The organism is Sphingobium lactosutens DS20 (assembly GCF_000445105.1).
Classification (GTDB): Bacteria; Pseudomonadota; Alphaproteobacteria; order Sphingomonadales; family Sphingomonadaceae; genus Sphingobium; species Sphingobium lactosutens.
Genome location: NZ_ATDP01000103.1, coordinates 112924 through 139488 on the forward strand (window position 1 = coordinate 112924; position 26565 = coordinate 139488).

At 61.0% G+C, this 26565-nt stretch carries 20 protein-coding genes and 3 pseudogenes; 6 read left to right on the top strand and 17 right to left on the bottom strand.

Annotated elements, in window-relative coordinates:
- Positions 1–45: 45 nt before the first annotated feature.
- From fusA to rpsL, 3 genes are all read right to left on the bottom strand, one after another.
- Positions 46–2139 (bottom strand): elongation factor G, encoded by a 2094-nt coding sequence (fusA, locus tag RLDS_RS47840; protein ID WP_021227558.1) that lies wholly within the window; start codon positions 2137–2139, stop codon positions 46–48.
- Between the two features lie 159 nt (positions 2140–2298).
- The gene (rpsG, locus tag RLDS_RS47845) at positions 2299–2769 is read right to left on the bottom strand and encodes a 30S ribosomal protein S7 (protein WP_021227559.1); all 471 of its coding nucleotides are present in this window, start codon (positions 2767–2769) and stop codon (positions 2299–2301) included.
- Positions 2770–2787: 18 nt separating this feature from the next.
- Positions 2788–3159, bottom strand: coding sequence for a 30S ribosomal protein S12 (rpsL, locus tag RLDS_RS47850; RefSeq protein ID WP_009820628.1), 372 nt, complete (start codon positions 3157–3159; stop codon positions 2788–2790).
- A 523-nt stretch (positions 3160–3682) separates the two neighbouring features.
- Here rpsL and RLDS_RS47855 point away from each other — a divergent pair.
- Entirely contained in the window at positions 3683–4792 is a 1110-nt protein-coding gene (locus RLDS_RS47855; RefSeq protein WP_236616903.1) for a M23 family metallopeptidase, read from the top strand.
- Entirely contained in the window at positions 4773–5153 is a 381-nt protein-coding gene (locus RLDS_RS47860; protein WP_021227562.1) for a bactofilin family protein, read from the top strand. The genes RLDS_RS47855 and RLDS_RS47860 overlap by 20 nt, the downstream gene beginning before the upstream one ends.
- 33 nt (positions 5154–5186) lie before the next feature.
- On the opposite strand, the pseudogene RLDS_RS47865 reads toward RLDS_RS47860, so the two are convergent.
- The 3 genes and pseudogenes from RLDS_RS47865 to RLDS_RS55475 all read right to left on the bottom strand — a co-directional run.
- Positions 5187–5981: pseudogene (locus tag RLDS_RS47865) on the bottom strand (ATP-binding protein); the annotation flags it as partial.
- A 110-nt stretch (positions 5982–6091) separates the two neighbouring features.
- On the bottom strand, positions 6092–7018 hold the full coding sequence (locus RLDS_RS56100) for a hypothetical protein (protein WP_031298769.1): 927 nt from the start codon (positions 7016–7018) through the stop codon (positions 6092–6094).
- Positions 6970–7203 (bottom strand): DUF6471 domain-containing protein, encoded by a 234-nt coding sequence (locus RLDS_RS55475; protein ID WP_021227565.1) that lies wholly within the window; start codon positions 7201–7203, stop codon positions 6970–6972. The genes RLDS_RS56100 and RLDS_RS55475 overlap by 49 nt, the downstream gene beginning before the upstream one ends.
- Positions 7204–7309: 106 nt before the next feature.
- Between RLDS_RS55475 and RLDS_RS47870 the strand changes: the two genes are divergently transcribed.
- Both RLDS_RS47870 and RLDS_RS55480 read left to right on the top strand, forming a co-directional pair.
- The gene (locus RLDS_RS47870) at positions 7310–8269 is read left to right on the top strand and encodes an IS1595 family transposase (RefSeq protein WP_021227566.1); all 960 of its coding nucleotides are present in this window, start codon (positions 7310–7312) and stop codon (positions 8267–8269) included.
- 115 nt (positions 8270–8384) lie between these two features.
- A pseudogene (locus tag RLDS_RS55480) lies at positions 8385–9142 on the top strand (IS5 family transposase).
- 285 nt (positions 9143–9427) lie between these two features.
- Here RLDS_RS55480 and RLDS_RS54700 read toward each other — a convergent pair.
- The 5 genes and pseudogenes from RLDS_RS54700 to RLDS_RS47905 all read right to left on the bottom strand — a co-directional run bounded on the left by RLDS_RS54700 (position 9428) and on the right by RLDS_RS47905 (position 13025).
- Positions 9428–9880, bottom strand: a complete 453-nt coding sequence (locus RLDS_RS54700) for a Panacea domain-containing protein (protein WP_021227567.1) — start codon at positions 9878–9880, stop codon at positions 9428–9430.
- A gap of 105 nt (positions 9881–9985) precedes the next feature.
- The gene (locus RLDS_RS47890) at positions 9986–10393 is read right to left on the bottom strand and encodes a hypothetical protein (RefSeq protein ID WP_201767502.1); all 408 of its coding nucleotides are present in this window, start codon (positions 10391–10393) and stop codon (positions 9986–9988) included.
- A gap of 94 nt (positions 10394–10487) precedes the next feature.
- A pseudogene (locus tag RLDS_RS47895) lies at positions 10488–11213 on the bottom strand (magnesium chelatase domain-containing protein); the annotation flags it as partial.
- A 22-nt stretch (positions 11214–11235) separates the two neighbouring features.
- Entirely contained in the window at positions 11236–11910 is a 675-nt protein-coding gene (locus RLDS_RS47900) for an RlmE family RNA methyltransferase (protein ID WP_021227570.1), read from the bottom strand.
- A complete protein-coding gene (locus RLDS_RS47905; RefSeq protein ID WP_021227571.1) occupies positions 11907–13025 on the bottom strand; it encodes a Ppx/GppA phosphatase family protein in 1119 nt (372 codons plus the stop codon). The genes RLDS_RS47900 and RLDS_RS47905 overlap by 4 nt, the downstream gene beginning before the upstream one ends.
- 321 nt (positions 13026–13346) lie before the next feature.
- Between RLDS_RS47905 and RLDS_RS47910 the strand changes: the two genes are divergently transcribed.
- Entirely contained in the window at positions 13347–16688 is a 3342-nt protein-coding gene (locus tag RLDS_RS47910; protein WP_031297370.1) for an autotransporter domain-containing protein, read from the top strand.
- 431 nt (positions 16689–17119) lie between these two features.
- On the top strand, positions 17120–17569 hold the full coding sequence (locus RLDS_RS57035; protein ID WP_236616787.1) for a plasmid pRiA4b ORF-3 family protein: 450 nt from the start codon (positions 17120–17122) through the stop codon (positions 17567–17569).
- 343 nt (positions 17570–17912) lie between these two features.
- On the opposite strand, the gene RLDS_RS55485 is transcribed toward RLDS_RS57035, so the two are convergent.
- The 6 genes from RLDS_RS55485 to RLDS_RS47940 form a co-directional block, all read right to left on the bottom strand.
- Positions 17913–18407, bottom strand: a complete 495-nt coding sequence (locus RLDS_RS55485) for a MarR family winged helix-turn-helix transcriptional regulator (protein WP_084514635.1) — start codon at positions 18405–18407, stop codon at positions 17913–17915.
- Positions 18408–18511: 104 nt separating this feature from the next.
- Complete coding sequence (locus RLDS_RS47920) at positions 18512–19888, bottom strand: MFS transporter (RefSeq protein WP_021224544.1); 1377 nt, start codon at positions 19886–19888, stop codon at positions 18512–18514.
- The gene (locus RLDS_RS47925) at positions 19885–21585 is read right to left on the bottom strand and encodes a thiamine pyrophosphate-requiring protein (protein ID WP_021224543.1); all 1701 of its coding nucleotides are present in this window, start codon (positions 21583–21585) and stop codon (positions 19885–19887) included. The genes RLDS_RS47920 and RLDS_RS47925 overlap by 4 nt, the downstream gene beginning before the upstream one ends.
- A 38-nt stretch (positions 21586–21623) precedes the next feature.
- Positions 21624–22550 carry a ketopantoate reductase family protein gene (locus tag RLDS_RS47930; protein ID WP_021224542.1) on the bottom strand — a complete coding sequence of 309 codons (927 nt, stop codon included), beginning with the start codon at positions 22548–22550 and terminating at the stop codon, positions 21624–21626.
- Between the two features lie 49 nt (positions 22551–22599).
- A complete protein-coding gene (locus tag RLDS_RS47935) occupies positions 22600–23514 on the bottom strand; it encodes a hypothetical protein (protein WP_021224541.1) in 915 nt (304 codons plus the stop codon).
- An 81-nt stretch (positions 23515–23595) separates the two neighbouring features.
- Positions 23596–26454 carry a TonB-dependent receptor domain-containing protein gene (locus RLDS_RS47940; protein WP_021224540.1) on the bottom strand — a complete coding sequence of 953 codons (2859 nt, stop codon included), beginning with the start codon at positions 26452–26454 and terminating at the stop codon, positions 23596–23598.
- Positions 26455–26565: the final 111 nt, after the last annotated feature.

Here is a 26565-nt window from a genome sequence, read left to right on the forward strand (position 1 = left end):
CAGCCCCAAACCGACCCGTTTGCACGGGTCGCCCCGGGATTACCCTCAGGCCATCTTCGCCTTGACCTCGTCCGCAACATTCTGCGGCACTTCGTCATAATGCGAGAAGATCATCGAGTAGTTCGCACGGCCCTGGGTGAAGGAACGCAGCGAGTTCACATAGCCGAACATATTGGCCAGCGGCACCATGGCTTCAACCACCTGCGCGTTGCCGCGAGTGTCGGTGCCCTGGATCTGGCCGCGACGGCTGTTCATGTCGCCGATGACGTCGCCCAGATATTCTTCCGGGGTCACGACTTCGACCTTCATGACCGGTTCGAGCAGAGTGATGCCCGATTTCTGCGCCGCTTCGCGCATCGCGGCACGGCCGGTGATTTCGAACGCCAGCGCCGATGAGTCGACGTCGTGATAGGCGCCGTCATAGAGCAGGATTTCGAAGTCGATGATCGGGAAGCCGATCAGCGAGCCGGTGGCCGCGGTTTCGCGCATGCCCTTTTCGATCGCGGGGATATATTCCTTGGGAATATTACCGCCCTTGATCTCGTCCTTGAAGATGATGCCCGCGCCGCGTTCGCCCGGCGTCAGCTTCACCTTGATGCGGCCGAACTGGCCGGTGCCGCCCGACTGTTTCTTGTGGGTGTAGTCGATGTCGACCGGCTTCTTGAGATATTCGCGATAGGCGACCTGCGGTGCGCCGACATTCGCCTCGACCTTGAACTCACGCTTCATGCGGTCGACGAGGATTTCGAGGTGAAGTTCGCCCATGCCCTTGATGATGGTCTGGCCCGATTCATGGTCGGTCGACACGCGGAAGGACGGATCCTCGGCGGCCAGGCGATTGAGGGCGACGCCCATCTTTTCCTGGTCAGCCTTGGTCTTGGGTTCCACCGACAGTTCGATGACCGGCTCGGGGAATTCCATGCGCTCCAGGATAATCGGCTGGCGCTCGGCGCACAGCGTGTCACCCGTGGTCGTTTCCTTCATGCCGGCCAGCGCGACGATGTCACCGGCATAGGCGGTGTCGATGTCTTCGCGGCTGTTGGCATGCATCAGCAGCATGCGGCCGATCTTTTCCTTCTTGTCCTTCACCGAGTTCAGATAGGTGCCCTTGGTGAGCGTACCCGAATAGATGCGCAGGAAGGTGAGCGAGCCCACGAAGGGATCGTTCATGATCTTGAACGCCAGGCCCGAGAAGGGCGCGTCGTCGGCGGTCGGACGGCTGTCGGGCGTTTCGCCGTCCATCTTGACGCCCTGGACGTCTTCGATGTCGAGCGGCGAAGGCAGATAGTCGACGACGGCGTCGAGCAGCGGCTGAACGCCCTTGTTCTTGAACGCGCTGCCGCACAGCACCGGCACGAAGGCGTGGCCCAGCGTGCCCTTGCGGATCAGCTTCTTGAGCGTCGCGGTGTCGGGCTCATTGCCTTCCAGATAGGCTTCCATCGCCTCGTCATCTTGTTCGACGGCGAGTTCGATCAGCTTTTCGCGATATTCGGCAGCCTTGTCGGCGAGGTCGGCGGGGATGTCTTCATAATAGAATTCCGCGCCCAGGCTCTCATCCTTCCAGATGATCGCGCGATTTTCGACCAGGTCGACCAGACCCTTGAAATCGCTTTCCGCGCCGATGGGCAGATAGAGCACGGCCGGGGTCGCGCCCAGGCGATCGATGATCGTCTGCACGCAATAATAGAAGTCGGCGCCGGTGCGATCGAGCTTGTTGATGAAGCACATGCGCGGCACTTTATACTTGTCCGCCTGGCGCCACACGGTTTCCGACTGCGGCTCCACGCCGGCAACGCCGTCAAACGCGGCAACCGCGCCGTCGAGCACGCGCAGCGAACGCTCGACTTCGATGGTGAAGTCGACGTGACCGGGGGTGTCGATGATGTTCAGGCGATGTTCGGGACCCTTGCCCTCAGCCGCCTTCCACACGCAGGTCGTCGCAGCCGACGTGATGGTGATACCACGTTCCTGCTCCTGCTCCATCCAGTCCATGGTCGCAGCGCCGTCATGGACTTCGCCGATCTTGTAGGACTTGCCGGTGTAGTAAAGGATGCGCTCGGTCGTGGTGGTCTTGCCGGCGTCGATATGCGCCATGATACCGAAATTACGATAATGTTCGAGCGGATGGCTGCGGGCCATGATGCTTCTCCGTTGCCGGCGCACCGGCGGTGAGGGGATTCGTTTGTTCTGCGCGAGGCCCCTAAACCAATCCGTCCGTCATGGGTAGCACCCCTGACGAACGGACCGATGTTCAAGACCCTGATGGAAGAGCGGGCACGAAGGCGCCCGCCCCCCTCTTTACCAGCGGTAGTGCGAGAAAGCGCGGTTCGCTTCCGCCATGCGGTGCGTGTCTTCGCGCTTCTTCACGGCATTGCCGCGGTTGTTGGCGGCGTCCAGCAGCTCGCCCGACAGGCGCGCGGCCATCGTGGTTTCGCTGCGGTTGCGCGCGGCGGTGATCAGCCAGCGGATGGCCAGCGCCTGGGCGCGTTCGGGACGCACTTCGACGGGGACCTGATAGGTCGCACCACCAACACGGCGGCTGCGGACCTCGATGCCCGGCTTCACATTGTTCAGCGCATCATGGAACATGCCGATCGGGTCCTTTTTGGCGCGGGTCTCGACAGTTTCGAGAGCGCCATAGACGATCGATTCGGCAACGGCCTTCTTGCCGTCCTGCATGATGCTGTTCATGAACTTCGACAGCACGATATCACCGAATTTGGGATCCGGCAGGATAACGCGCTTCTCGGGGCGACGACGACGTGACATATTCCTGGTCTCCCCTTCTTACTTCGGACGCTTCGCGCCGTATTTCGAACGGCTCTGCTTGCGGTCCTTGACGCCCTGGGTATCCAGAACGCCGCGCAGCACATGGTAACGCACACCGGGAAGGTCGCGTACGCGGCCGCCACGGATCAGCACGACCGAGTGCTCCTGAAGGTTATGACCTTCACCCGGAATATAGGTGATGACTTCGCGCTGGTTGACCAGACGCACCTTCGCCACCTTGCGAAGCGCCGAGTTGGGCTTCTTCGGGGTCGTCGTGTAGACGCGAGTGCAAACGCCGCGCTTCTGCGGGTTCGCCTCCATTGCAGGGACCTTCGACTTGGCCTTCTGCAGTTCGCGGCCCTTGCGGACCAGCTGGTTGATCGTTGGCATGAAGCCCTTCACCTTTTTCAGTTACTTTACCGGCATTCCCGCGTCCTGTGCGCAAGGCGGAGGATTCCGCCAAACAGCAAAGGCCCCGGCGGGCATAAGCCCCCTGGAGCCGCAAGAGCACCCGGCAATGTTCAGCTCTAATGTCGCTCAGCCGATATGACGCGAGGAGACAAGTCTTCGCACGGCAAGGCCGCTGGGCAGGCGGCGCTATAGCCGCGTCCCCCCGGATGGTCAAGCCGGCCCCAAAGCCCTCCGCTGAGGACACTTGCTCGCCCGGCTCCACCGCTATTGCAGCCAATATTTATTTCCTCGAGAGGGAACAAAATGCCGGAAACATCATTTTGTCGCGCCGACATTTCGCCTCACCGCGCGTGGGGCGGGCTGGATTCGCGACTCCGACCGCTCTTTGCTAGCGGCCCGACTCGAAAAGAGCACGGGGTCGTCATTGTTGCAGTGGAATAGCCAGAGGGTCGTTGCCCTCCGCGCATGGTGGAATGCGCTTTGCCCGGAGCGCGAAATCTTTTTGCGTTCGGGCGGACAAGTCAAATTCATCCGTATCAGCCGCCGCGCGCAGCTTCTGACGCTGGTGACGCTGGGCGGCGCGGCCGCCATCCTGCTTGGCTGGGGCGGCGCGACCGTCAGCATGGCCATCGACGGCATGGCGCTCAAGCAGGAGCGCGCTGCGCTCGCGGCGAAGGGCCAGTCGGTCGCCAAGGCCGCCGGCAAGGTCGCGGACTATCGCAAATCGGTCGATCAACTGGCGCAGGACCTGGAGGCGCGTCAGGATTTCATGGATGAACTCTACCGCGCGCATTTCGGCGGTGAAGACGAGAAGGCCGGCGAGGATCTGCTGGGCAAGGACGTGCCGGATGACAAGTCCGCGCAAGCCACGAAGGTCAGCATGGGACCGGAAGCCGCGCCCCTGATGCGCCTTGAAGATCGGCAGCGGCGCTTTGCCCTGTTGCTGACGGGCGCCGTGGAACGCCGGGCCGAACGGGCTGCCGCCGCGATTCGCAGCTTCGGCCTCGATCCCGACAAGCTGGCGCGCAGCGCGGCCCGCGCGCAGGGCGGTCCGTTCGTGCCGTGGAGCGGCGATGAAAAGGCGCTGACCGGGGAGCTGGAAGACCTGGCCGACGCAATGGCGCGGATGGAGTTTCTGGAACGCAGCCTGCTGTCCATTCCATCGGGCCAGCCCACCAGCACGCCGATGCTGTCCAGTTCCTATGGTTATCGCCGCGACCCGTTCAACGGTCACGCCGCCTTTCACGCAGGACTGGATTTCCCCGGCCATCGCGGCCAGCCCATAAATGCCGCCGCCGATGGCACGGTCAGCTTCGTCGGCCAGCGCAGCGGCTATGGCAATGTCGTGGAAGTGACGCATGGCAATGGCATCATGACCCGCTACGCGCATCTGTCAGGCTTTGCCGCCCATATGGGCGAGAAGGTGTCGCGCGGCGAGACGATCGGTCGCATGGGATCGACCGGCCGTTCGACCGGCCCGCATCTGCATTTCGAGGTTCGTCTCAACGGCCAGGCCATCAACCCGCGCCGCTTCCTGGAGGCTCGCAAAGATGTTCTCAAAGTCCAGCAAATCGCCAAGGCCCGCTTCGCCGATGTCGGCAACCGGGGGTAAAGCCATTCCCTTTTCGCTCATCGGGGGCGACGTCACCATCACTGGCGACATTTCGGCCAGCGTCGACCTGCATGTCGACGGCATGGTGGATGGCGATATTCGGTGCGCCGCTCTGGTGCAGGGACCCGACAGCCGCATCATCGGCCATGTCACCGCGCAGAGCGCGCGGCTGGCGGGCCTGGTCGACGGGTCCATCGCGGCCGGGGAGCTGGTGGTGGAAAGCAGCGCCCGGATTACCGGCGACGTCACCTATGAGCGCATCACGATCGAGCCGGGCAGCAGGATCGAAGGGCGCTTCAGCCCGAAGGCGAGCGACGCGCCCGCCGAGATAAAGCTGCTGGCGAACGAAGCGGCGGAATAGGCGTCGGCGTCCGCTCTGCCGCGCGGCCGAGTCTTAATTCACCGGCGCGCGGCGGCGATAACTCAAGGCTTCGGCAATATGGGCGCGCCCAACCCGTTCCGCGCCGGCCAGATCCGCGATAGTGCGCGCGACGCGCAACACCCGAGTATAGCCGCGCGCGGACAGCTTCATGGCGGCCGCCGCCTGCGCCAGCAGCTGCCGCCCTGCCTCGTCAGGCCCGGCCACCTCTTCCAGCCGTTCCCCATCGACTTCGGCATTGGTGCGCGCCGGCGTCCCGGCATAGCGGGTTGTCTGCACCGCGCGCGCCGCCGCGACCCGGGCCGCCACTTCGGCAGACCCCTCCGCCGGCGGGGGCAACACCAGATCGGCAGCGGTCACCGCCTGCACTTCTACATGCAGGTCGATGCGGTCGAGCAGCGGCCCCGACACCTTTGCCTGATAATCGGCCGCACAGCGCGGCGCGCGCGAACAGGCGAGCGCCGGATCGCCCAGATGGCCGCAGCGGCAGGGATTCATCGCCGCGATCAGTTGGACCCTCGCCGGAAAAGTCACATGCGCATTGGCGCGCGCCACCGTGACCTCGCCCGTTTCCAGCGGCTGGCGCAGCGAATCAAGCACGGCCCGCTGAAATTCCGGCAATTCGTCGAGGAAGAGCACGCCCAGATGCGCCATGCTGACCTCGCCCGGCCGCGCTTTCAGCCCGCCACCGACCAGCGCGGCCATCGACGCGCTGTGATGCGGATTGCGGAAGGGGCGCGCGCGGCTGATCCGGCCGCCTTCCAAGGTTCCTGCGACGCTGGCCACCATGGAGCTCTCTAGCGCCTCCGGCATTATGTAGCAAACGCACCAAGGCGATTACGAACGCCACCGTGCGCGCTGCGTATGCCCCCGTTTAAGGGGTAAAGAGCGTGTTTATATTTTTCGCGGTGCTGTTGGCGCTAGGTCATTTGAGTATAGCTGGCCAGGCACTCATAAGAGAATCCAATTTCTTTAGTTTTTTTGGTTATCATAATGACAATGTCGGACCAATAAACAGGAGCCTTACTGTCTATCGCCGACCTGTAGTAAATCTTAACAACAAAAGATATTTCGTTCCTGGAATATGTTACGGAGTCTGCCAAAAAATTTTGGCTGACAAAAGGTCCGTCATCGGCGAGGCAGTTTTTTTCAAACAAAACTTGCCCGTTTTCACCAAAACCATTGGCGTAAACAATGCTCTCCATAACAAGTGTATAGGTAAATCTAGATCTGATATTCGAGATTATACGGTCGGCAACGAAAATATTGGAAAAATCATTTCCATAAGAAATCCCCACAATGCGGGCCGGGCTTCCACCAGTATTTTTCCATATGCATTTGGCAACGATATTCCCAGTTCCCCTTTCTTCGAAATCGCAACGCTCAAATATCAACACAGGTCTAGTGCTCGCCTCATAGGCGCTCCTGGCGATCTTGTTGGCCTCCAGCATCGCTTTCGTGGCGTCGCCAGTATCTCGGACAGCTTTGCGGGTAAGGATAATTTGCCAGAGCAAAAGACTGGACCCGATTACGCCGATCCAGAAACCCCACTTTGCCCAAAATGCGCTATCTTCCCCGGCCTTAGCCGCGCGCCACTGGGCGCAAAGGTCGCTTTCGTCCTTCCCTTTTGGTTCATTGCAGGGGGCGCGATACTTGAAGGGCTTGGCGCTGGCTGGTCTCGCCGCCGCCGGATCGACTTCATCTATCTTATCGGGGGCTGCACGATAGGTCTGATACCGCTCCTCTTGGGGATAGTTTAAGGCTGCATGATAATAGCCTAGTCCGAAGCTGTAGAGTGCTATAAATCCGACAGCCGCAACGATGTAGCCCCAATAGCCTCTAGACATTGCACCAGAAACACCGCTGTAAATTTTCCCCGGCTCAGCTTGTTCCTGATATTCGGCTCAGAGTCCATAACGCCTATGTCGGCCAGCTTGCCCACAAGGTCGGCATAGGACAGTCCCCGGCGCTTTAGCTCTGCCTTGAGCATCGCCTTTACCTGATCTTCCCAATCCTTTGCCGTCTTAGGCATAGCCGTATCTCCAATGATGCTAGACGCATCATATTCGATACGTTTGTCATTGACAACAGTGCGTGAACGTCATTATATACGATGCATAAGCAACGGATACGATGACATGCAACACTTTCTCCTCTCTGCCCAGGCCCGCACGATCAGTCTCAAGGCTGTTTTCACCATGGGCGAGGACAAGGCGTATCGGACCTTTTGCGAAATGCGCTGGCCGGAAACGGACGGCGAAGCGGTTTGCCCGCGTTGCGGCTGCGTCGAAACCTACAACATCACCTCGCGCCGCAAGTTCAAGTGCGTGGGCTGTCATCACCAGTTTTCGGTAACATCGGGCACCATCTTTGCTTCGCGCAAGATGTCGTTCACCGACCTTCTGGCCGCGATCGTCATCTTCGTAAACGGTGCCAAGGGCGTTTCGTCGCTCCAGCTCAGCCGCGATCTTGATTGCCAGTATAAGACGGCCTTCGTTCTTACGCACAAGCTGCGCGAAGCAATGGCGAAGGAACTGGCCGGTCGCCAGCTTGACGGCACGGTCGAAATCGACGGCGCGTATTTCGGCGGCTACAGCAAGCCGGAAAACCGCAAGGAGGATCGCAAGGATCGTCGCTTGAAGGCAAACCTCACCGGCAAGCGCCAGTGCGTTGTCATCATGCGCGAGCGCAACGGCAAGTCGCTGCCCTTCGTCGTTCGCAATGAAGGCGATGCCGTCCCCTATGTCCGCTATCATGTCGGCACTGTCGCCACGATCATGGCTGACGAAGGTTCGGGCTGGGACGCTCTGCACGCTGGCTGGGACACGCGCCGAGTCAATCACTCGGTCGCGTTTCTCGACAACGGCGCGTGCACCAATCAGGCGGAAAGCTATTTCAGCCGTCTGCGCCGCATGGAAGTCGGCACGCACCACCATATCGCTGGCCCGTATCTCTATGCCTATGCCGGTGAAGCGTCGTGGCGCGAGGATAACCGCCGCGTGGCGAACGGTGGACAGGCCGCCATGGTGACGGCGGCGGCGATGGCTTCACGGGTCAGCCGACAGTGGAAGGGGTATTGGCAGCGTGAGGGCAGCTAGCCCTTTTTATCTGGATAATCCCCAACTCGATCCATGAACCGAGTTAAGGCCTGTGGACATTCAGGATTCCCACGCTGCCTGATTTCTGATTCAGGATTCCCAAGGGGAGTTCTGAATGGACGAGCAGCGATTTGTGGTGACGGATGGGATATGGGCGCGCGTTGAACCCCACCTTCCCGGCAAGAAGAGCGATAGCGGTGTGACGGGTAAGGACAATCGCATGTTTTTAGAGGCGGTTCTCTGGCGTGTGCGCACCGGTCTTCCATGGCGGGATCTGCCGCCGGAATTCGGCAATTGGAACAGCGTGTTCCGGCGCTTCCGGCGATGGGCGAAGGGTGGTGTTTTCGAACGTCTTTTCAGAGAGATCCGCGGCGAGCCGGATTTTGAATACGCGCTGATCGACGGTACTATCGTTCAGGCTCACCAGAAGGCGAGCGGCGCAAGGGGGGGACTCACGCTCAGGCCATCGGGCGCTCGCGCGGCGGACTGACCACCAAGATCGTGGCGCTGGTCGATGCGCTTGGAAACCTGTTCAACCTTGTTCTCCTGCCGGGTCAGGCTCATGACCTGAAAGGCGTCGCACCGCTGATCGAGGACGTAGCATTCGATGCGCTTCTGGCCGACAAGGCCTTCGATGCTGACTGGCTGCTTGCCGAGTTGGATGTGCGCGGCGCGAGCGCAGTCATTCCGCCCAAAGCGAACCGCAAGATCAAGCGCAATTACGACCGGCATGCCTATAAGTGGCGACACCTGGTCGAGAACTTCTTCGCGAAGATCAAGGAGTTCCGAGCCATCGCTACGCGCTACGAGAAAACTGCCTGCAGTTACACCGCCAACTGGCACCTCGTCGCGACAATCCTCGCCGCGAAGTGAATGTCCACAGGCCTTAGTAAGCCCGCTATTTCTTCAACGCGGAGCCTTTTGGCGAGCGCAATGATAAGGACTAACTCAACTATACCGATGACAATTGGCCCTGACCAACTTTGCATTTGCATAAATATGAGGCAGTCAAATAGGAGTAAGCAAACTATTATCCAGATAAAACGCTCTTCCGCCCGATTGTCCTTGGCGGTTTCCAAATCTTCCCCCAAAACCTCTGCGGCCTTCGCCAGAGATTTGTTGTCGGTTGATTGATCAACACGAAATCCGACTTCTTTTTTAGTCGTTTTCTGTGATTCGGATTCCATATTCTTCCTTGATACTTGACCGAGGAATCACAGTTCCACGCTGGCGGGGGACATAGTGCTTCGCCCAAGCGCCATCCGTCTGGTGGGTCAAATCCACCATTTCCCAAGGCGAAAAGTCTTTCATTGCCTTATACGCGCTCAAGATGGCGTCATGCTCATCTGTCCCAGCAGGGACGGGCGCGACGTGTAAAAAAGCGCGCTTGCTTATGGGTTCTGAACCATACATTTTAGCCCAATGATATAGTTCCGGGTGAACGGGTCCATTATCCCACGCTTGGAAATTGCCTCTTATTAAGGGCGCGCCTTTGCGGCCGAGATAAATCATCTCAGCAATATACGCTATTTTCTGCATCTCTAGGTTGGACCTTGACCATCCGCTCAGGTCTCCGATGGTCTTGGCAACCTGCATAATGGACAATGCCATAAACAAGGTTCTCCTACGGAACATATAGGGAATCTGCTAGAATCCGTCAATGTCATCCGTACGGGTGCTATGTCTGAAACACTGCTTGTTGGCAAATTGCATCTGCTAACGCACCACCTCCCACTCCATCCAAAGCCCAACCCGCGTATCCGGATTACGCACAAGCCCTTGCTCGCGCCGATCGCGCAGACAGGTGGAGACGCGCCGGGTCATCAGGTTCAGCAGCTTAGGGGTAGCGGCCAGCCCGCGATCCACGATCATTCTGGAGGCGATTTCACGGGCCGTAAGAGGCTTGGGGGATGTGCGGAGGATGGACAGAACCTGACGGCTCATTTCGCCCCTGCGCGACCAATCTTCGGGCGGCTTGACGAACTTGGGCGCTATCGCCTCTATCTCCATATCCGGCGCTACCAGCTTGATAGCCGCGTCCAGCGTTTCTAGATCGCGCGCCATTTGAGAAAGCGCCTCTTGAGCGCGCTTCATATCACCAGCGAGCGCGGCGCGGCGCTTCACCAGCCCTGTTACCATGTAGTCTGTCATATGATGACATTACGCAGCGCGGGCGATTACATCTATCCTTACGCTGGTGCGTTTGCTACATAATGCCGAGCGCCTCCGACGGGATCATGTCCGGCAAAATGCCGGGAAGGCAGCTGGCCATCAGCGATTTGCCCGCACCCGGCGGCCCGACCATCAACAGGTTATGGCCGCCCGCTGCCGCGATTTCCAGCGCGCGCTTGGCGACTTCCTGTCCCTTCACTTGGCGGAGGTCGGCGGTGCGCAGCGGCGATTCGATGATCCCCGGCTGCGGTGGCGACAGCGCGGCCGTGCCCTTGAAATGATTGAGCAGGCTTAAAAGGTCGGGCGCGGCGACGACTTCCACCTGCCCGGCCCAGGCCGCCTCCGCCCCCTGCGCGGCGGGACAGACCAGCCCCATATCCTGCCCGCCGGCGTGCAGCGCGGCCAGCAGCACGCCCGGCGACGGCGCGGTCCGCCCGTCCAGCCCCAATTCCCCAACGACGACATAGCCCGACAGCGTTTCGGCATCGATGACGCCCATCGCCCCCAGCAAAGCCAGCGCGATCGGCAGGTCGAAATGCGATCCTTCCTTCGGCAGGTCGGCAGGCGACAGGTTCACTGTGATCCGCTTGGGCGGCAGCGACAGGCCGATCGCGGCGATGGCATTGCGCACCCGCTCGCGGCTTTCGGCAACCGCCTTGTCGGGCAGGCCGACAAGGATGAAATTAGGGAGGCCGGGGACCAGCTGGCACTGCACCTCCACGGCGCGCGCCTCCAGCCCCAGATAGGCGACCGTCGAAACCGTTGCGACCAAATGCCCCCCTTGGTCCGGCCGTTCAGGCCGGATCGTCCGCCCTGCCCTTGAACCCTTGCGCCACGACATACCATTCGACGCTGCCTTTGCGGCTGGCCGGCGGCTTGGCGTGCTTGATCGTCGTGAAATGTCTTTTCAGCACCGCCAGCAGTTCGGCATCCGTGCCGCCGGCAAACACCTTGGCGACAAAAGTGCCGCCCTTGCGCAGATTTTCGACCGCGAATTGCGCCGCCGCCTCGACCAGGCCCATGGTGCGCAGATGATCGGTCTGGGCATGGCCGACGGTGTTGGCCGCCATGTCCGAAATGATAAGGTCCGGCTCCTGCCCCAGCGCCTCGCGCAGCAGGTCTGGCGCCTTGTCGTCCATGAAATCCATTTCGAACAGGGTGACGCCGGGGATGGGATCGGTCGGCAGCAGGTCTATGCCCACCACCGCCGCCTTGGGCGCCATCTTGCGCACCACCTGCGCCCAGCCGCCCGGCGCGACGCCAAGATCCACGACCGCGCGCGATCCCTTCACGAAATGGAATTTTTCATCCAGTTCGATGAGTTTGAAGGCGGCGCGGCTACGCCAGCCCTCAGCCTTCGCCTTCTTGACATAGGGGTCGTTCAGATGGCGCTCGAGCCAGCGCACCGACTGCGCGGTGCGGCCTTTCGCGGTCTTGACCCGGACCTTGCCTGCGCCCGCACCCCTCACATCGCTCTCCCGTCGCGATCCATCAGGCCGCGCAAAATGCCTTCGCGAATGCCCCGATCGGCGACGCCCAGCCGCTCCGCCGGCCAGATGTCGAGGATCGATTCCAATATCGCGCAGCCCGCGACCACGAGGTCGGCGCGCTCAGTCCCGATGCAGGGAAGCTGCTGCCGCTCGGCCAGCGCCATGCCCGAAAGCCGGTCCGATATGGCGCGCATCGCGTCGCACGGCACGATCAACCCGTCGATCACCTGCCGGTCATAGCGCGGCAGGTTGAGGTGCAGGCTGGCCAGCGTCGTCACCGTGCCCGATGTGCCGAGCAGGCGGATGCCCTGCGCGTCGCGCGGCAGGCGGCGCGCGAGCGGCAGGAACGCCTCCGACACGCGGGCACGCATGCGGCCATAGGCGGCCAGCCGCTCGGCCGGATCGTCATGATCGAACGCCTCGCTTTCGGTCAGCGACACGACGCCCCAGGGCGCGCTCACCCAATCGACGATGTGCGGCGCGCCGTCACCATGCGCGTCGACCAGCACCAGTTCGGTGGAGCCGCCGCCAATGTCGAAGATCAGTGCCGGCCCGTCGCCCGGCTCCAGCAAGGCATGACAGCCCAGCACCGCCAGTCGCGCCTCTTCCTGCGCGCTGATGATGTCGAGCGCGATGCCGGTTTCGCGATAGACGCGCTGGATGAATTCCGATCCGTTGGATGCGCGGCGACACGCTTCGGTCGCGACCGATCGCGCAAGCGTCACATGGCGGCGGCGCAGCTTGTCGGCGCAGACGGAGAGGGCCGCGATGGCCCGGTCGATTGCCGCGTCGCTGATCCGTCCCGACGACGCCAATCCTTCGCCCAGCCGGACGATGCGCGAAAAGGCATCGACGACGATGAACCCGTCAGCCGATGGTTTGGCGATCAGCAGCCGGCAATTATTGGTGCCCAGATCAATGGCGGCATAGGATCGCCGGTCACGCGCGCCCGCGGACGAAAAGCCCCGCTGCTTTGCCGGGGGAGGAATGGCCGCAGCCTTGCTCCCATTGCCCGATCCGGAACGGGCATGCTTGCCCACATAACCGCCGGACGGGCCGGAACTCTGCGGCGATGGGCGGCTCTGCTGCACCATGCCGTAACTCGCTTCTTCTGTATCGCCGACCCCGTTTGGGATCGGAACTTGCCCTCATGCTTAAGCAGAAGAGCCGCGATACGCAAGGCAGGACCAGATGGACGGAACGTGCGCGTAACAGTCAGCGACGCAAGCAGGGCAAAGACGTGATAGGCGAAAGACAGACGAGATGGACCAGCGGCACAGAGACGGCCAGTCCCGATGAAAGTCGATCGGCAGCACAGTGACTAATTTACGACAGGCATAAACTTTATTTGCCCCGCCAATTGTCTTCGCCAATTCCGTTGGTTAGCTTCGCCTCCGGTCTATGGGGAGTTTATCATGCACATTCGTAAGAATGGGGCGGGGATGCTGGCGCGCGCCGGTCGTTCCAGCCTCTTTGCCTCCGTCGCTGCCGCAGCGCTGAGCATCGCACCTGCCGCACAGGCGGTCGTGCCGAACGACAATTTGACTCCGGACGACATTGTCGACGGCAGCGACGTGAACGGCGTCGGCATCATGTATCGCGACGACGGATTTGTGTGCACCGGCACGCTGATCAATCCGCGGACCGTGATCTTCGCGGCCCACTGCGTGAACGACCTGACGACGCCTGATTACAGCACGGTCAATGGCGGCGTACCCGTGGCCTTCGCCTTCCAGAATGACGCCCGTCCGGGCCTGATCGACTGGATTTCGAACGGCTATCGCACCAACACATCGCTTAGCGTCTATAACGTCAACAATATCGCCTATCATCCCGACTCGCTCGATCCGCCGGCGCTCAGCTTCCTTTATGGCGACGTCGCGATGGCGACGCTGGACACGCCCGCCGCCGATGTGCCGACATGGACGATGCTGTTTTCCGCCCTGCCCGCGCCCGACGCGATCAGCGAAACGGCCGGCACCGGCTATCATGTCACCATCACCGGCTATGGCCGCACCGGCAGCGGCACGACCGGCAATAGCGGCGGCATCGATTTCCGCCGCAAGACGGCCGAGAATTTCCTCGGCATGCTTGGCTCGCTGGATGATGTCGACAGCTTCCTGTTCGGCTCGGCCGGCGGCTATACGCAAAATCTCTACCAGACGGATTTCGACGATCCGGATCGCGAAAATCCGTTCGACTTCAACGCGTTCAAGGATGACGCGCTGCCCAATGAAGGCAATACGGCGGGCGGCGACTCAGGCGGCCCGCTGATCCTGGATCAGACGTTCGATGAAAAGACGATTTTGGGTGTTTTGTCGGGCGGCAGCCGCTATTTCTTCGACCAGCCCGAAAGCTCCTATGGCGGCACGTCCTTCTATCAGCCGCTCTACCTGTTCTGGGACTGGATCGCGGAAAACAACCCGTATCGCTACGCCACCGCCAAGGCGGGCGATGGCAATTGGAGCGACGCCGATCACTGGGTGACGGCGCTCGACCCCAATTACCGGATCATCGACAGCACCGGTTCGCTGGTGAACGGCGTTCCGACCTCGCCGGGCGCGGGCGCCTTCGGCCAGGATGACGCGCAGAAGTTCGGCCAGCTCTGCTATCAGCCGACCGACGGCTCGTCGGACATTTGCTATGATGTCGGCACGCAGACGCTGATCGTCGATGGCGAACCGGTGACGGACGGGACGGAAACCGCCACCAGCACGGGCGGCAAGACCGTCACGAACAACAAGGGCAAGGTGGAAATCGCCGAGCGCAGCCCCACCGCCGCCAATGTATCGCTGGATACGACCGCGCAGCCGCAGGCGGAAGGCGACGTCACCGCGACGGCCCTGCCCGACGCGACGCTGGCCAACGGCCTGCCCGGCGCGAGCGGATTTGTCCCCAATAATATCGATCCGGTCGCGTCGGAAGGCATCATCGGCCGCTATTATGACGTGACGCTGAGCGCGGCGGGCACCACCACGCTCGACACCGACGTGACCATTGATCGCTTCACGATTTCGGGCACGGAAGCCGCGCTCGACATCACCAGCGAAGGATCGCTGACCAGCGAGATGGACGTAGCCCATCTGGCCGGCCGCGTGAATGTCGATGGTGCGCTCAACAGCACCGGCGATTACTTCCTGCTGTCGGGCCTGCTATCTGGCAGCGGCACGGTGCGCACCCCCTTCCTCACCAACGTCATGGGCACGATCGCGCCCGGCGGCGTCGGCACGGTCGGCACATTGACGGTCGAGGGCAATGCGATCCTCACGTCCGGCAGCACCCTGCACATCGATATCGGCCCCAATGGCACGTCCGACGTGCTGGCGGTCAAGACCAGCGAAGCGGGCGATGACGGCGTCGCTTCGGTCGGTGGCCGCGTGGCCATCGGCGCCACCAGCGGCACCCGCCCGCGCTATGGCGACAGCTATACTTTCGTCACGGCCGAAGGCGGTGTCGAGGGCAGCTTCGAACAGCCCGCGCAGCTGACCGCGATCCTCAAGCCCGTGCTGAGCTACAGCGACAATGCCGTTTCCATGCGCATCGACGCCGGGCTCTATGCCGATGTCGTCAATGGCGCATCGGTCACGCAGACCAGCTTTGCCCAGCTGCTCGACCAGAACCGGTCGCTCTACGCCAACTACGCCAATCTCTATGGCGAGGCGGACCTGCTGAGCGTCGAGGGCATCCAGGCGACGCTGGAGGCGATGGCGCCGCGCACCGAAACGCTCAAGACGTCGATGAGCGAAGTGCTCAACGATAATATGGCGCGTTTCTATCGTGACCGCCTGACCAAGCTGGATGGCGGAGCCATGGGCGGCACGCTGACCATGACGGGCCAGCCGATGCAGTTGGCAGCCGCAAGCCTCAACAATATCGACCTCGGCATGGACCAGGGCGGTAATGAAAGCGTGACGCGCGAAGGCGTGCTGCCCGACGACATGAGCGCGTTCCTTGCGGGCGGCTATATCGACGGCAAAGCGCAGCCGATGCGCTCGATCATGCCGATGGGCCGCGACACGTTCGACGGCTGGTATGCCGCGCTGGGTGTGGAAAAGGCGTTCGGGGACAATGGCGTCGTTGGTCTTTCCGCCTCGTTCAGCGAGTTGAAGGGCAAGACGGCCGCCAGCGACTGGGGCCGGGCGCGCCTGTATCAGGGCACCGTCTATGGCGCGTTCGACCTTGGCGGGCTGAAGCTCGACGCGGTCGGCAGCGCAGGCACCATGGCAACGCGCTCGCGCCGGTCCTTCTCGGTCGGCACGACGCCCTACACCCTCTATGGCAGCGACCAGGAACTGGCGCTGTCGGGTGAAATCGGCCTCAGCAAGGCATTGGGCACCGACGCATTTAGCATCGTGCCGCGCGCGGCGCTGCGTGGCGCCTATATCAGCTCGGGCAATCTGGCTGAATATGGCGGGGATGCAGCGCTGGTCATCCAGCGCAAGGCGATCCAGAGCGCGCAGGGCCGCCTGGGCGCCACGGTCAAGTCCGATCGCGGCGGTTTCCGCCCCTATCTGACCGCCAATTACGTCCACGAGTTCCGCGATCAGCCCGCCTTCCTGCAGGCGAACCTGATCGGCGGCACCGGCCCGCTCGCACCCTTCGCGCTGGGCGGTCAGGACAAGAACTGGGCGGAAATCGGTGGTGGCCTGACCGTCACGACCGGCAATGTCGACATCAGCCTGTCGGCGGATACGACCGCCTGGCGCAGCGACGTGGAATATCAGAGCTATCGCGCAAGCCTGAAATTCCGCTTCTGAGTCGCCATTTGAACAAAGGAAAGGCCGCTCCCACGCTGGGGCGGCCTTTTTCTATGGACGCCCGGATCAGACTGGCGACGGCCGCAGACTATATCAACCTATCTGCATTCCCATCCGGGAAAACGCGCGCATGAGGCGGGGCGCCTCCACGCCCCCTGTGTCGACATCACCTTCATCAGGAGCTTGAGGCCGCGCGTTGAGCGAGTCTCCATCTCGCAGGATTGTATCGCCACGAGTTTGAAAGCGGTATCTTCGGTCTGCCCATGAACACGCTCAAGCTGGCGGGCATGTATCGTGGAAACCAGGAAAAACCCGGATAGCCGCATAAATGGCAGATCGCCTGGCATCGGCTCACAGCTCAGACACGGCAATCGCCAGACATGCGTCGATGTAAATTGGCGGAGAGGGAGGGATTCGCACTCAACGGCTAAGTGACTGATATACAGAGCCTATATTCGAAACTACTGACCCAAATGCCACGAAAAGTACCACATCGACATTTTCGCCTGAAAACAGATACTTGTCACCTGAGTTCGACGGAGGGTCTCTCTATCGAACCCACCGTACATTTGCAAGACTTGTGGGCTAAAATCGAGCATAGCGTCAAGATCGAGCGCGTCAGCGCGGCCAGCCCGCACCTGACATATCCGCTCATCCTCGATGCAGTAGGCATGCGCCCGCCGGAGGACTGTGGCGGGCCATGGGGCTATGCCGAAAAGCTCGAAGCGCTCGGCGACCCTCAGCATGAATATGATGAAGAAGCGCTCGATACTCTCGGCGACGACCATGATCCCAACGCCCAGCCCGATATCCCCTTGATCGAGGCAAGGCTGGAAGCGCTCGCGAAAAAATGGGCGCCGCGGACACGCCGGAAAGCCTGACAAGCCGCGTCAACGCCACCTTCCGTCGGCGCTTACGTCCGAAACGCAATCGTCTCACCATGGTCGAACGGCCAGACCGAGGGACAGATCACGCGTCTTAAACTTATCAAGCGACAGATGTATGGCCGGGCAAAGCTCGATCTGCTCGAGGCCCGATTGGTAGGGGCAACATGAGGCTAACCACCAGCAAAAGTGAGTCAGAGCCAATTCTCAATGGAAACCCCGGGTCACATCTCAGTGGCAATCAACACTTGTGTCCCTAAATGAAAAACCCGCGCGGGTTGTGCAGTAGTAAGGAAGCAATCAGCAATACTTTAACACCATTCAGTTTACTCACTGCGGTTCAACATTGGTTCGCTAGTTCGGATGCTAGCCGTTTCAGAGTATCCAGGAATCTCGCGCGTTCATTGCTGCCCACGATACGATCGATCTCCGCATCATGTGCCAAAGCATGATTTTCCAGCCGCGCCAGGTGTTCTTCCCCGTTCGCGCTCAAAGAAAGTCGAAGATTACGACGGTCACTGCCGTCCCGCGTTTTTACTACCAAGCCGGCTTTGCCCAGTTCTCGCAGTGACGTTGTAAGGGTTGATTTGTCGCGTCCCGCAGCGATACTGAGCTCTGTCTGGTTAATGCCTGGATTGTCGTGGATGATCCGCAACAGTGAATACCAGCCGGGCCATATGTGGGTGTCTCCGACCCGCCGCGCATAGGCTGCGAACGATGCCTCCTGTGCTAGACGCAGGTGGTAGCCGATGACATTAGCAAGACCTTCAGTAGCCCGCGTCGAACTGTCCCCTCCGTCTTCATATTTCAGCTCTGCCGAGGGTTCGACGTCCATCTATCTACCTTGCTTTAAACGATACGGTTCTGCGGCGTATCAAACGCCATTGATGCCGCTGTACCATAAAGCTGAGGGGTAGAGAAATTTCCGCTGCACTGCACTCAATATGCGCGAGTCACGACTGCGGGCCGAGCATGGTTCCGGATCCCAAGTAGAGCAAGAGCGACTACGAACATGACAATGGCTATTGACCAATGGAAGCCCGCCGCCGCACCCCAGCCAATTACCATAGCTCCGAGCAAGGAACTGGCGATTGCGCCAACCCTGCCGATGCCCGTGGCGGCCCCCACACCAGATGCGCGAAGTGACGTCGGATAAATTGCTGATCCAAGCGCATAGAGCGTCGTCTGCACGCCGTTGATGAAGCCGCCCTCAAGCGCAAGCAAGGTGAAGAGCATGGGCAATGAAAGGGTGGCGGTCGGCATAAAAGCGAGGGCGACAGCCGACAGGATGGCGGCAAACGCCATCGTCACCATAGTCACCCTCGAGCCGAAACGACTGATGGCCCAGCCGCCGCACAATGCCGCTACAACCCCGCCAAGGTTGAAGGCTACAAGTCCTCTGCTGGCAACCACGATGTCATGACCGTCGTCCGCTAGCAGCGTAGGAAGCCAATTGAAGGCTGCATAGACGGACATGAGCGAGAAGAAGAACGCGGTCCACAGGAGAAGTGTGTCTAGCCTCAGACTGGATGCAAAGATCGACCCTTCCGAATGCCGCTTCTCTGAAACGGTGCATCCCTCGGACATCAGCAGAGGCAGGCCGTCTGACGGATCAATGCCCATTCGACGCAGGATGGCTGCGACCCGATCGGCATTTTTGGGTGACCGCGCAAGGAAGCGGACAGATTCGGGCAATGCGATGACGATTAGGCCGCAAATCGCAAGCGTCACCGCGCCCGCACCGACAAAGAGCGAGCGCCATCCCAGAAGCGGCATGATAAATGATGCGGCAGTGCCGCCAATCACCCCGCCGAGGGGCACGCATACAATGGTGATGACCACGGCAAGACTGCGGCGTCTCGCGGGCGTGAATTCCGCCGCAAGCGCGGCGACATTGGGAAAAGCTGCGCCGAGACCGATACCGGCGCAAAGGCGTAGAGCAGCAAGCGTACCGGGACCGTCAGCCAGCCCGATCAACGCAGTAGCGACCCCGAAAAGCAGGACGCTGCCCACCAGAGCAGATTTTCGTCCGAGCCGGTCGCCGATGAGGCCGCCGCCGATTGCGCCGAAGAACATCCCGAGCTGCGCAGCGGCAAGCGCCATGGAGAGGTCAGCCTTGGCCAATTTCCAGTCGCGTAGAATATGCGGCAAGGCAAACCCGAGCGCCTGATTGTCGAACCCGTCCAGCAGAATGGCCAGCGAGACGAGACAAAGCAGAAGCTTCTGATACGGACTCCAAGGCGCTCTATCAATCAGGGCGCCGATGTTGGTTGCACGGTCATCGCCGCCTACCGGGTCCGCCCCGCTGAGGATCATGACAGCCGCGCCTCTACTACGACGGAAAGGCCCTGCTCCAACGCTTCAAACGCCTGGTGCAATATCACATCAACATCACTGTCGGCGTCGATAACGAAAGATGCTGCCCCGCCAGAGGCAGCTGCGATGCCGCCATAATCGGGTGCCGGCGAGAAGCTGAGATCGAGATCGTCCGCCTGGCTCGCATAGCCGCTGGGGTGGACGGCGAGCGCGGAGTGTCGCGGCGCGTTCCACCCGTCATTGTTGAGAACGACCTGTAGGAAGGGCGCATTGTATCGGCGGGAAATCCAATGAACGCTCGACGGTGTCGTGAACATGTAGGAGCCATCGCCCGTCACCGCCACGACGGTCGCATCCGGCCGGGCCAACTTGGCTCCCAGCGCCGCGCCCCCGTTCCAACCCAGCGAACCGCCACCGCTCGCAAACATCGTACCCGCTTGCGTGGGCGCCAAATGGTCGAAGACAGGCTGATAGTTAGTGATACCTTCATTAAGGAGGATCGTGTTGGCATCCACATGCTGCCGCAGCGCCGCCATGAGCCGGCCGATAGACAGCCCACCGCCCGATTGCTCCCTGTCTTCCAGCGCGCGCCGTCGCTCCGCAGCCATGGCGCGATAATGCGCCGCACGCTCCTCCACGTCGGTGTCCTGCAAGGCAGTATCATCTAGTGCGTGAAGCATCTCCGCCAGAGCGGTACCCGCGTCCGCACGAAAGCTGCCATGGGGCTCGATGTACCATAACGGCATCTGTTCCTTCAGGGGATCGACATCGATATGATAGACACGCGCGTCGTCCGCCGGACTATTCTTTGTAGGAATCCACGGAACGTCGCTGTCGATCACAAGGACAAGGTCGGCTTCCGCAAGAGCGATATTGCGGCTCGGCTCATTCCAGTAATTGCCGAGATACATGGGGTGGTCATGCGGAAGATTGACGTAGCTCGGCACCGACTCGATGACCCCAATACCAAGGCGCATGCTCAATTCGGCCAGTGCATCAACCGCATCAGCGTTGCGGCCCACGTAGGAGGTAACGATCAAAGGCCGTTTGGCGGTTGCAAGAGCACAGACCAGCTTCCGAGCATTACTGGCTCCGAGTGAGGTGGGCTCCAGTGGCTGCCACCGATCCATATCGATGTCGCGTGGCTCGCATTCCGCCTCCATCACTTCGCGCGCCATCATCAGATAGACCGGCCCTTTCGGATCGGATTTAGCGAACTGCATGGCCCGGTGGACCATCTGCTTCACATTCGCGCCAGTACGAATTTCGTTATCGTAGCGCATATAACCACGGACCAGTCCACGCTGATCGTGGACATCCTGAATCCACTGGATGAACTCGTTGCGGCTACCGACCATCTCCCCTTCCTGCGTGAAGGGTGAGGAGCCAGCGAAAATAAGGACGGGCACACGGCCCTTCGCTACGTTGTGAACAGCGCCCGCAAGCGCCTGCGTCCCGCATTCGACATGGATGATGACCGCCTGCGGCTGACCACTGACTTGTGCGTAGCCCTGGGCCATGCTCAGAGCGACCATCTCGTTGGGGCAGGTAATCATGCGCGGCACGGGATTGCCCAGAGCCCGCGCTCTTGCAATCGCTTCAACCAGGCCCGGATGATCACTGCCCAAATTGACGAACGCGTGGGTGATCCCCTGTTCGACGAGGGCTTCGAGGAAGGCTGTAGCGCTAGTATACATTCTTTACTCCAGCGGCCATGCGGCAGCAGACAGGGGAATCATTGTTGAAGCGAGGCGGGCGCGTTGCGCGCGTCAATACCCCGCAACAGGGCTGCGCAGGTTTCAAGGGCCGGAACCGCGATGCCGTGGCGATAAGCCGCATTCACCAGCGCACCCTGGATTGCGTCGACTTCGGTTCGCCGGCCAGCTTCCACGTCCTGAAGCATAGACGGTTTGTGATCGCGATGATGGGTCAAAGCGAACGCAACGGAGGAGCGAACCTCCTCTTCGTCGATCGTAATCCCGCTCGCCCCGGCAATCGCCACACCTTCAGCGACCAGACGCATCGCCAGTGCGCGTGTGGGTTCGATATCGCCAATTTGGCCCACCGTGAGTCCGGTGAGCGCGGCAATACCGTTGAGCGTCGCGTTGAAGATTACTTTTGTCCAGATCGCGGAATCGACCGATGGCTCGGCTGAGGCATTCAGCCCCGCATCCTCCAGCGCATCCGCGATGGAATGAACGACGGGGCGATCCTCGCCATCGAAACTCCACAGCTTTACCATGCCGCTTCCGCTCACATGTATTTCGCCGTGCCCCTCGAGATCGGCGGGCCAGTTGGTAATGCCTACCAGCACATGATCCGCTCCAACCTCCGCCGCGATGGCTGAGCCATTTCCGAGCCCATTCTGAACCGTCAGCACCACGCCCCCAGGGCGCAGCAGTGCGGCATTCTGGCGGATGGCGGGCACGGTATGTGTTGCCTTGGTGAAGACGATCAACAAGTCAGCCATAGATCGCGGCGCGGTCCCCGGCAGGAACGCCCGGCATGACACGGCGGCGCCATTCTCGGTCACGCCGTGCGCGTCGATCGCAGAGACGCGGGCGGCGTCCACATCGATCAGCATGACGTCGTGTCCAGCTCGGGCCAGGCGGCCGCCGAACAACATGCCCATAGCGCCCGCGCCCACGACCGCGACCTTCATGGTTGCATGCCCCTTGGCCCTTCTGGGTCGATACAGCTGCAATAGGAGATCACCACCCGCTGCCCCAACGATAGGGCATGTCGTGCCTGATCACGTTGATTTCCTGAATTTTGCCGTTGGAAATCTTGAAGACCTCCTGAATCATCGTGTCATGCGGACGGCTGAACAAGGGGATGCTCTGCGGGTTCGGACCGGTTCCAGGATTAGGGATTGGGACTGCCGGAGCCTTGGGTTTAGAAACCTCGATGACCATAGCGCCGACTACAACCCCGCGCTCAACGTCCACGATCGGGAAACGTCGCTCCTTGATCTTGTCCATGTAGACGTAATCGTCCATCTCGTCACACGGCCAGTTGTTGCCGAGTGGATTCAGCGACGTCTGGTTACCGTTTTCGAAACGGCGGCAATTGGGCGCCGTCTGCACGCCGACACCGCTATGCTTTTCCAGCCCTTCGAAATAGCTGTCGGCGATTGCGATCAGCTGCTCGCGCGTGGAGCGGCTCTCTTTGGGCAACACCTCTTCGAAATAGGGATTGGGCGCGGCGAGCCCAGGCACGCCGCCAGCGGTGCGCGCGCCAACGATCTGCTCGATCTCCGTGACCTTGCGATTCTGCACCTTCAGGCGCAGCCAGTAAGGGCCGCGCGCGCCGCCTTCAGTCACCACGCCCACTAACGCAACTTCACCTGTGGTGGGATCGGCCGAAATCTGCCGGTAGGGAACGCCGTCGATTAACTGCCAAAGATAGTCGGACTCAGCCTTCGATTCCCGCCCGTTAACGGTCTCCCGCGCATTGGCAGCGATCGGTAAGGCTGTGCGATCATGAAGCGGCAAAGCATCAAGGTAACTGTTCATGATGCCAGTCAGGCATGCACGATCGCAGGACTGGGCAAGAGCACCTTGGCTCCCCAATGCGCTCAAGCCGAGCAGCGAACCAGCGATCATTTTCTTCAAAGAGTTGCTCATGAAAGGTCTCCTGTCCCAAGTATCTTTTTGATCTTCGGGCGCGGCGGCAACGAGGCTTGTCGCGGCCACGCCTGAAGAAGCTCAGAATTTGAAGCGAATACCTCCGGTCATATAGAGGCCGACCACATCATAGAATTGGACGAGCGTCGGCGCGCCTCCGACACCATAGGGAACATTGCCCGTGGGAGGATTACGGTCGAACAGATTATTAGCTGCGCCGAATATCTCGACGCCCTCGAGCGCGCCGCCGAGGCGATAGGTGATGTTGAGATCGGTGTACCACACGGCGCCGATCCGGTTTCGCCCGATGAACGATGGGGAATAGGTGGTGTCAATTTCGCGGGGCCCGACCCGGCGCTCCTGAAGCAGCGCTGAAAAGCGTCCGATGTCGAAATTAGCGCTCAGCGTCGTCTGGAACGGGGTCTGGTCGGCACGATCCACCGGCGCGGACCCCTGCGTCGTGGTCTCAAGCTTCGCCACATAGGAACCCAAGGCGCGAATTGAGGCTCTTGATGGAGCGCCGAAGAGAGTGCCCAGACCAAAGCTATAGTTCGCCTCAACGTCCAGACCACGCGTCTTGAGCGTCGCAAGGTTGAGATTTGGCGTAGAGATCAACGAAATAGCGCCGTTGCTGCGGGTGATGAGGTTGCACACATCGGCATTGCCTGCTGCGCACTGATCGACCGTCAGCTGGTTGGACAAGCGCCCAATAGCGTCGTTGATCTTGATGTCGTAATAATCGACCGAGGCGCTAAACCCTGGCAGGAAGGTCGGGGTGAGGACAATACCGACCGTTTTCGTATCGGATTTTTCCGGACGTAAATTGGGATTGCCGGGCAACTGGATCGTAGCAGTAACGGCCGCATTGTTATTCTGACGATCGAGCACGGCAGCGATGGTCTGAGCCTGCGGCAGGTAAAGCTCTCCAAGGCTGGGCGCCCGAATGTCTCGCGAGAGGGTGCCGCGGAAGCGGACGTCCGACACGGGGGCATAGTCCAGTCCAACCTTGTAGGTCCAAACTGTGCCGGCCGTGGAATAATGCGTGACACGGCCCGCAGCATTGAATTCCAGCGAATGTGCCCAGGCCTGATCCCGTGCGAGTGGCACCTGGACTTCGGTAAAGGCCTCATTGACGTTGTAGCTCGCATTTGCCGGAGCGGAGTTGCCAAGGAAATATCCTCCCTGGACGCCGATCAGGCTGGCGGGGAAGCCGCGTGCGCCGCCTCCATCCTGCCTGATGGTCGACAAGGGCGACACCACCTGCTTGAGGCCTTCGCGCCGATGCTCATAGCCCAGCGCGAACTGGACCGGCCCGGCGGCCGTCGAGAAAGGCGATCCGCGCAAGGTCGCCGCCGCCACGTCCTGCTTGAGCGTCTGGTAGGCGAACGGGTCACCCGACACATAATCTCTCGTCGCCTGCGACGCCGAATTCACGCCGAACAGATTGATCGGCACGCATCCATTGCCTGGATTGGTGAGCGTGGAACGGCAGACGATCTGGCCATTGGCCGGGTTCACCACCGCATCGACGGCATTGTAGAGATTGGCCGTGATGATGCCGTTGCCGCCGGTGAAGTCGCCCTTGGTCGTGCCGTGCTGATAATAGACGTCCCAGTCCCAGGCTGAGCCCAATTTGCCACGGGCGCCGACTACGCCACGATACACCTTGGTCAGAACCTGCTTTTGATAAATGCCGAGGTCCGCGTTCCATCGACCCATGGTGAAGCTGTCGCCAGGCGCCATGCCCGCCCGGATATTTGCCGGCAGGTACGCATTGTCGCCGAAGATGCGATAGGCCGTGGCGTTGAAGCCGTAGCTGTTGGCGCCGGCGTTATTCGTCGCATAGGTTCGCGAGAACATGCCCTCGGCGAAGACCTCGACGCTTTGCGCGTCACCATAAGCCACGTGGCCAAAGGCGACCTTGGAGTTCAGCGGTGTGGACAGAGTGCCCGTTCCCGCTGCGGTCGCGCCGTCTCCGCCCGACATCGTGCTACCTGTGCGGTTCGCACCGTAAACCATCGGCGCGGTCGCGCCGCCGGGTAGGAATTGCGTGTTAGCAAACGGCCCTGAGGTGATGAGGCCACCATCTGTCGCAAATGGGAACCGAACATCATCGCCAACGATCAACGTAGGATTGCTGGGCGAGGCCGGGTTGGCGGCGGTCACTCCTGGGTTGTTGATCAGAAAGCGCCCCCGCTCCTGCCAGGCACGGCGCTTACCACCGATGGCGTAGCCTTCGACGCCCGTATCACGGGTAAAGTCGAAGCTGCCGACGACACGCAGCTTGCCATCGAGGAACGACGCGCCGCCCGCAAGAGACAGGCGTGTGGTCTTGCTGTCGCCATATCGGCTGATGCCCTGCGATGCGAGACCCTTGATGCCAGAGAAGCGATCGTCGAGGATGAAGTTTGTGACGCCCGCCACCGCATCGGAACCATAGGCAGCCGATGCGCCGCCAGTCACGACCTCCACCCGCTTCATCAGCAGTTGGGGAAAGAGGTTGATATCGACCGCACCGGTATCCTGGGTCGCCACGACGCGGCGACCGTCAAGAAGCACAAGGTTGCGGTTGATGCCGAGCCCGCGCAGGTTGAGATAGCTATGGCCAGCATTGGCGGCGGCGCCGCCAGCCGTGCGTGAATTGGAGCCGTTGAAGCTCGGCAACTGCAGAACGCCTTCAGCCAGTCCCTTGGGCGAGGCCGCTTGCAGGTTTTCAGCGCTCATGACCGTAACCGGCGTAGGTTGCGCCATACCGGTCGACGCCAGGCGCGATCCGGTGACCACGATATCGGCTTCGGCGGGGGTACTAGCGTCGGTGGTCGCGGCAGCATCCTGCGTATCTGCAGTCGTTTGCGCCTGCGCCATAGGCTGCCACAGGCTCGCGCTGGCCAATGCCATCACGCTTACCGAGCAAATCTTTGCGATGCGGGGGTAAACCATCTTTTTCCTTCCCTCTCCTGGCCCGGCGTCTTGGGAGCGCCGTCCCGCTCCCCGTAGCAAATAATAGTTGGATGTCCAACTATTATTTGCTACGGGTTCACGAGGTTAGAA

Bases quoted from the DNA above. Each gene is read 5' to 3' on its own strand.
- RLDS_RS47860 (WP_021227562.1), top strand. From the start codon at position 4,773: ATGTCGGCAACCGGGGGTAAAGCCATTCCCTTTTCGCTCATCGGGGGC.
- RLDS_RS47905 (WP_021227571.1), bottom strand. From the start codon at position 13,025: ATGGTGCAGCAGAGCCGCCCATCGCCGCAGAGTTCCGGCCCGTCCGGC.
- RLDS_RS47920 (WP_021224544.1), bottom strand. From the start codon at position 19,888: ATGATCCTCAGCGGGGCGGACCCGGTAGGCGGCGATGACCGTGCAACC.
- rpsL (WP_009820628.1), bottom strand. From the start codon at position 3,159: ATGCCAACGATCAACCAGCTGGTCCGCAAGGGCCGCGAACTGCAGAAG.
- RLDS_RS54700 (WP_021227567.1), bottom strand. From the start codon at position 9,880: ATGGCATTGTCCATTATGCAGGTTGCCAAGACCATCGGAGACCTGAGC.
- fusA (WP_021227558.1), bottom strand. From the start codon at position 2,139: ATGGCCCGCAGCCATCCGCTCGAACATTATCGTAATTTCGGTATCATG.
- RLDS_RS56100 (WP_031298769.1), bottom strand. From the start codon at position 7,018: ATGTCTAGAGGCTATTGGGGCTACATCGTTGCGGCTGTCGGATTTATA.
- RLDS_RS47930 (WP_021224542.1), bottom strand. From the start codon at position 22,550: ATGAAGGTCGCGGTCGTGGGCGCGGGCGCTATGGGCATGTTGTTCGGC.
- RLDS_RS47925 (WP_021224543.1), bottom strand. From the start codon at position 21,585: ATGTATACTAGCGCTACAGCCTTCCTCGAAGCCCTCGTCGAACAGGGG.
- rpsG (WP_021227559.1), bottom strand. From the start codon at position 2,769: ATGTCACGTCGTCGTCGCCCCGAGAAGCGCGTTATCCTGCCGGATCCC.
- RLDS_RS55475 (WP_021227565.1), bottom strand. From the start codon at position 7,203: ATGCCTAAGACGGCAAAGGATTGGGAAGATCAGGTAAAGGCGATGCTC.
- RLDS_RS55485 (WP_084514635.1), bottom strand. From the start codon at position 18,407: ATGGACGTCGAACCCTCGGCAGAGCTGAAATATGAAGACGGAGGGGAC.
- RLDS_RS47870 (WP_021227566.1), top strand. From the start codon at position 7,310: ATGCAACACTTTCTCCTCTCTGCCCAGGCCCGCACGATCAGTCTCAAG.
- RLDS_RS47910 (WP_031297370.1), top strand. From the start codon at position 13,347: ATGCACATTCGTAAGAATGGGGCGGGGATGCTGGCGCGCGCCGGTCGT.
- RLDS_RS47940 (WP_021224540.1), bottom strand. From the start codon at position 26,454: ATGGTTTACCCCCGCATCGCAAAGATTTGCTCGGTAAGCGTGATGGCA.
- RLDS_RS47935 (WP_021224541.1), bottom strand. From the start codon at position 23,514: ATGAGCAACTCTTTGAAGAAAATGATCGCTGGTTCGCTGCTCGGCTTG.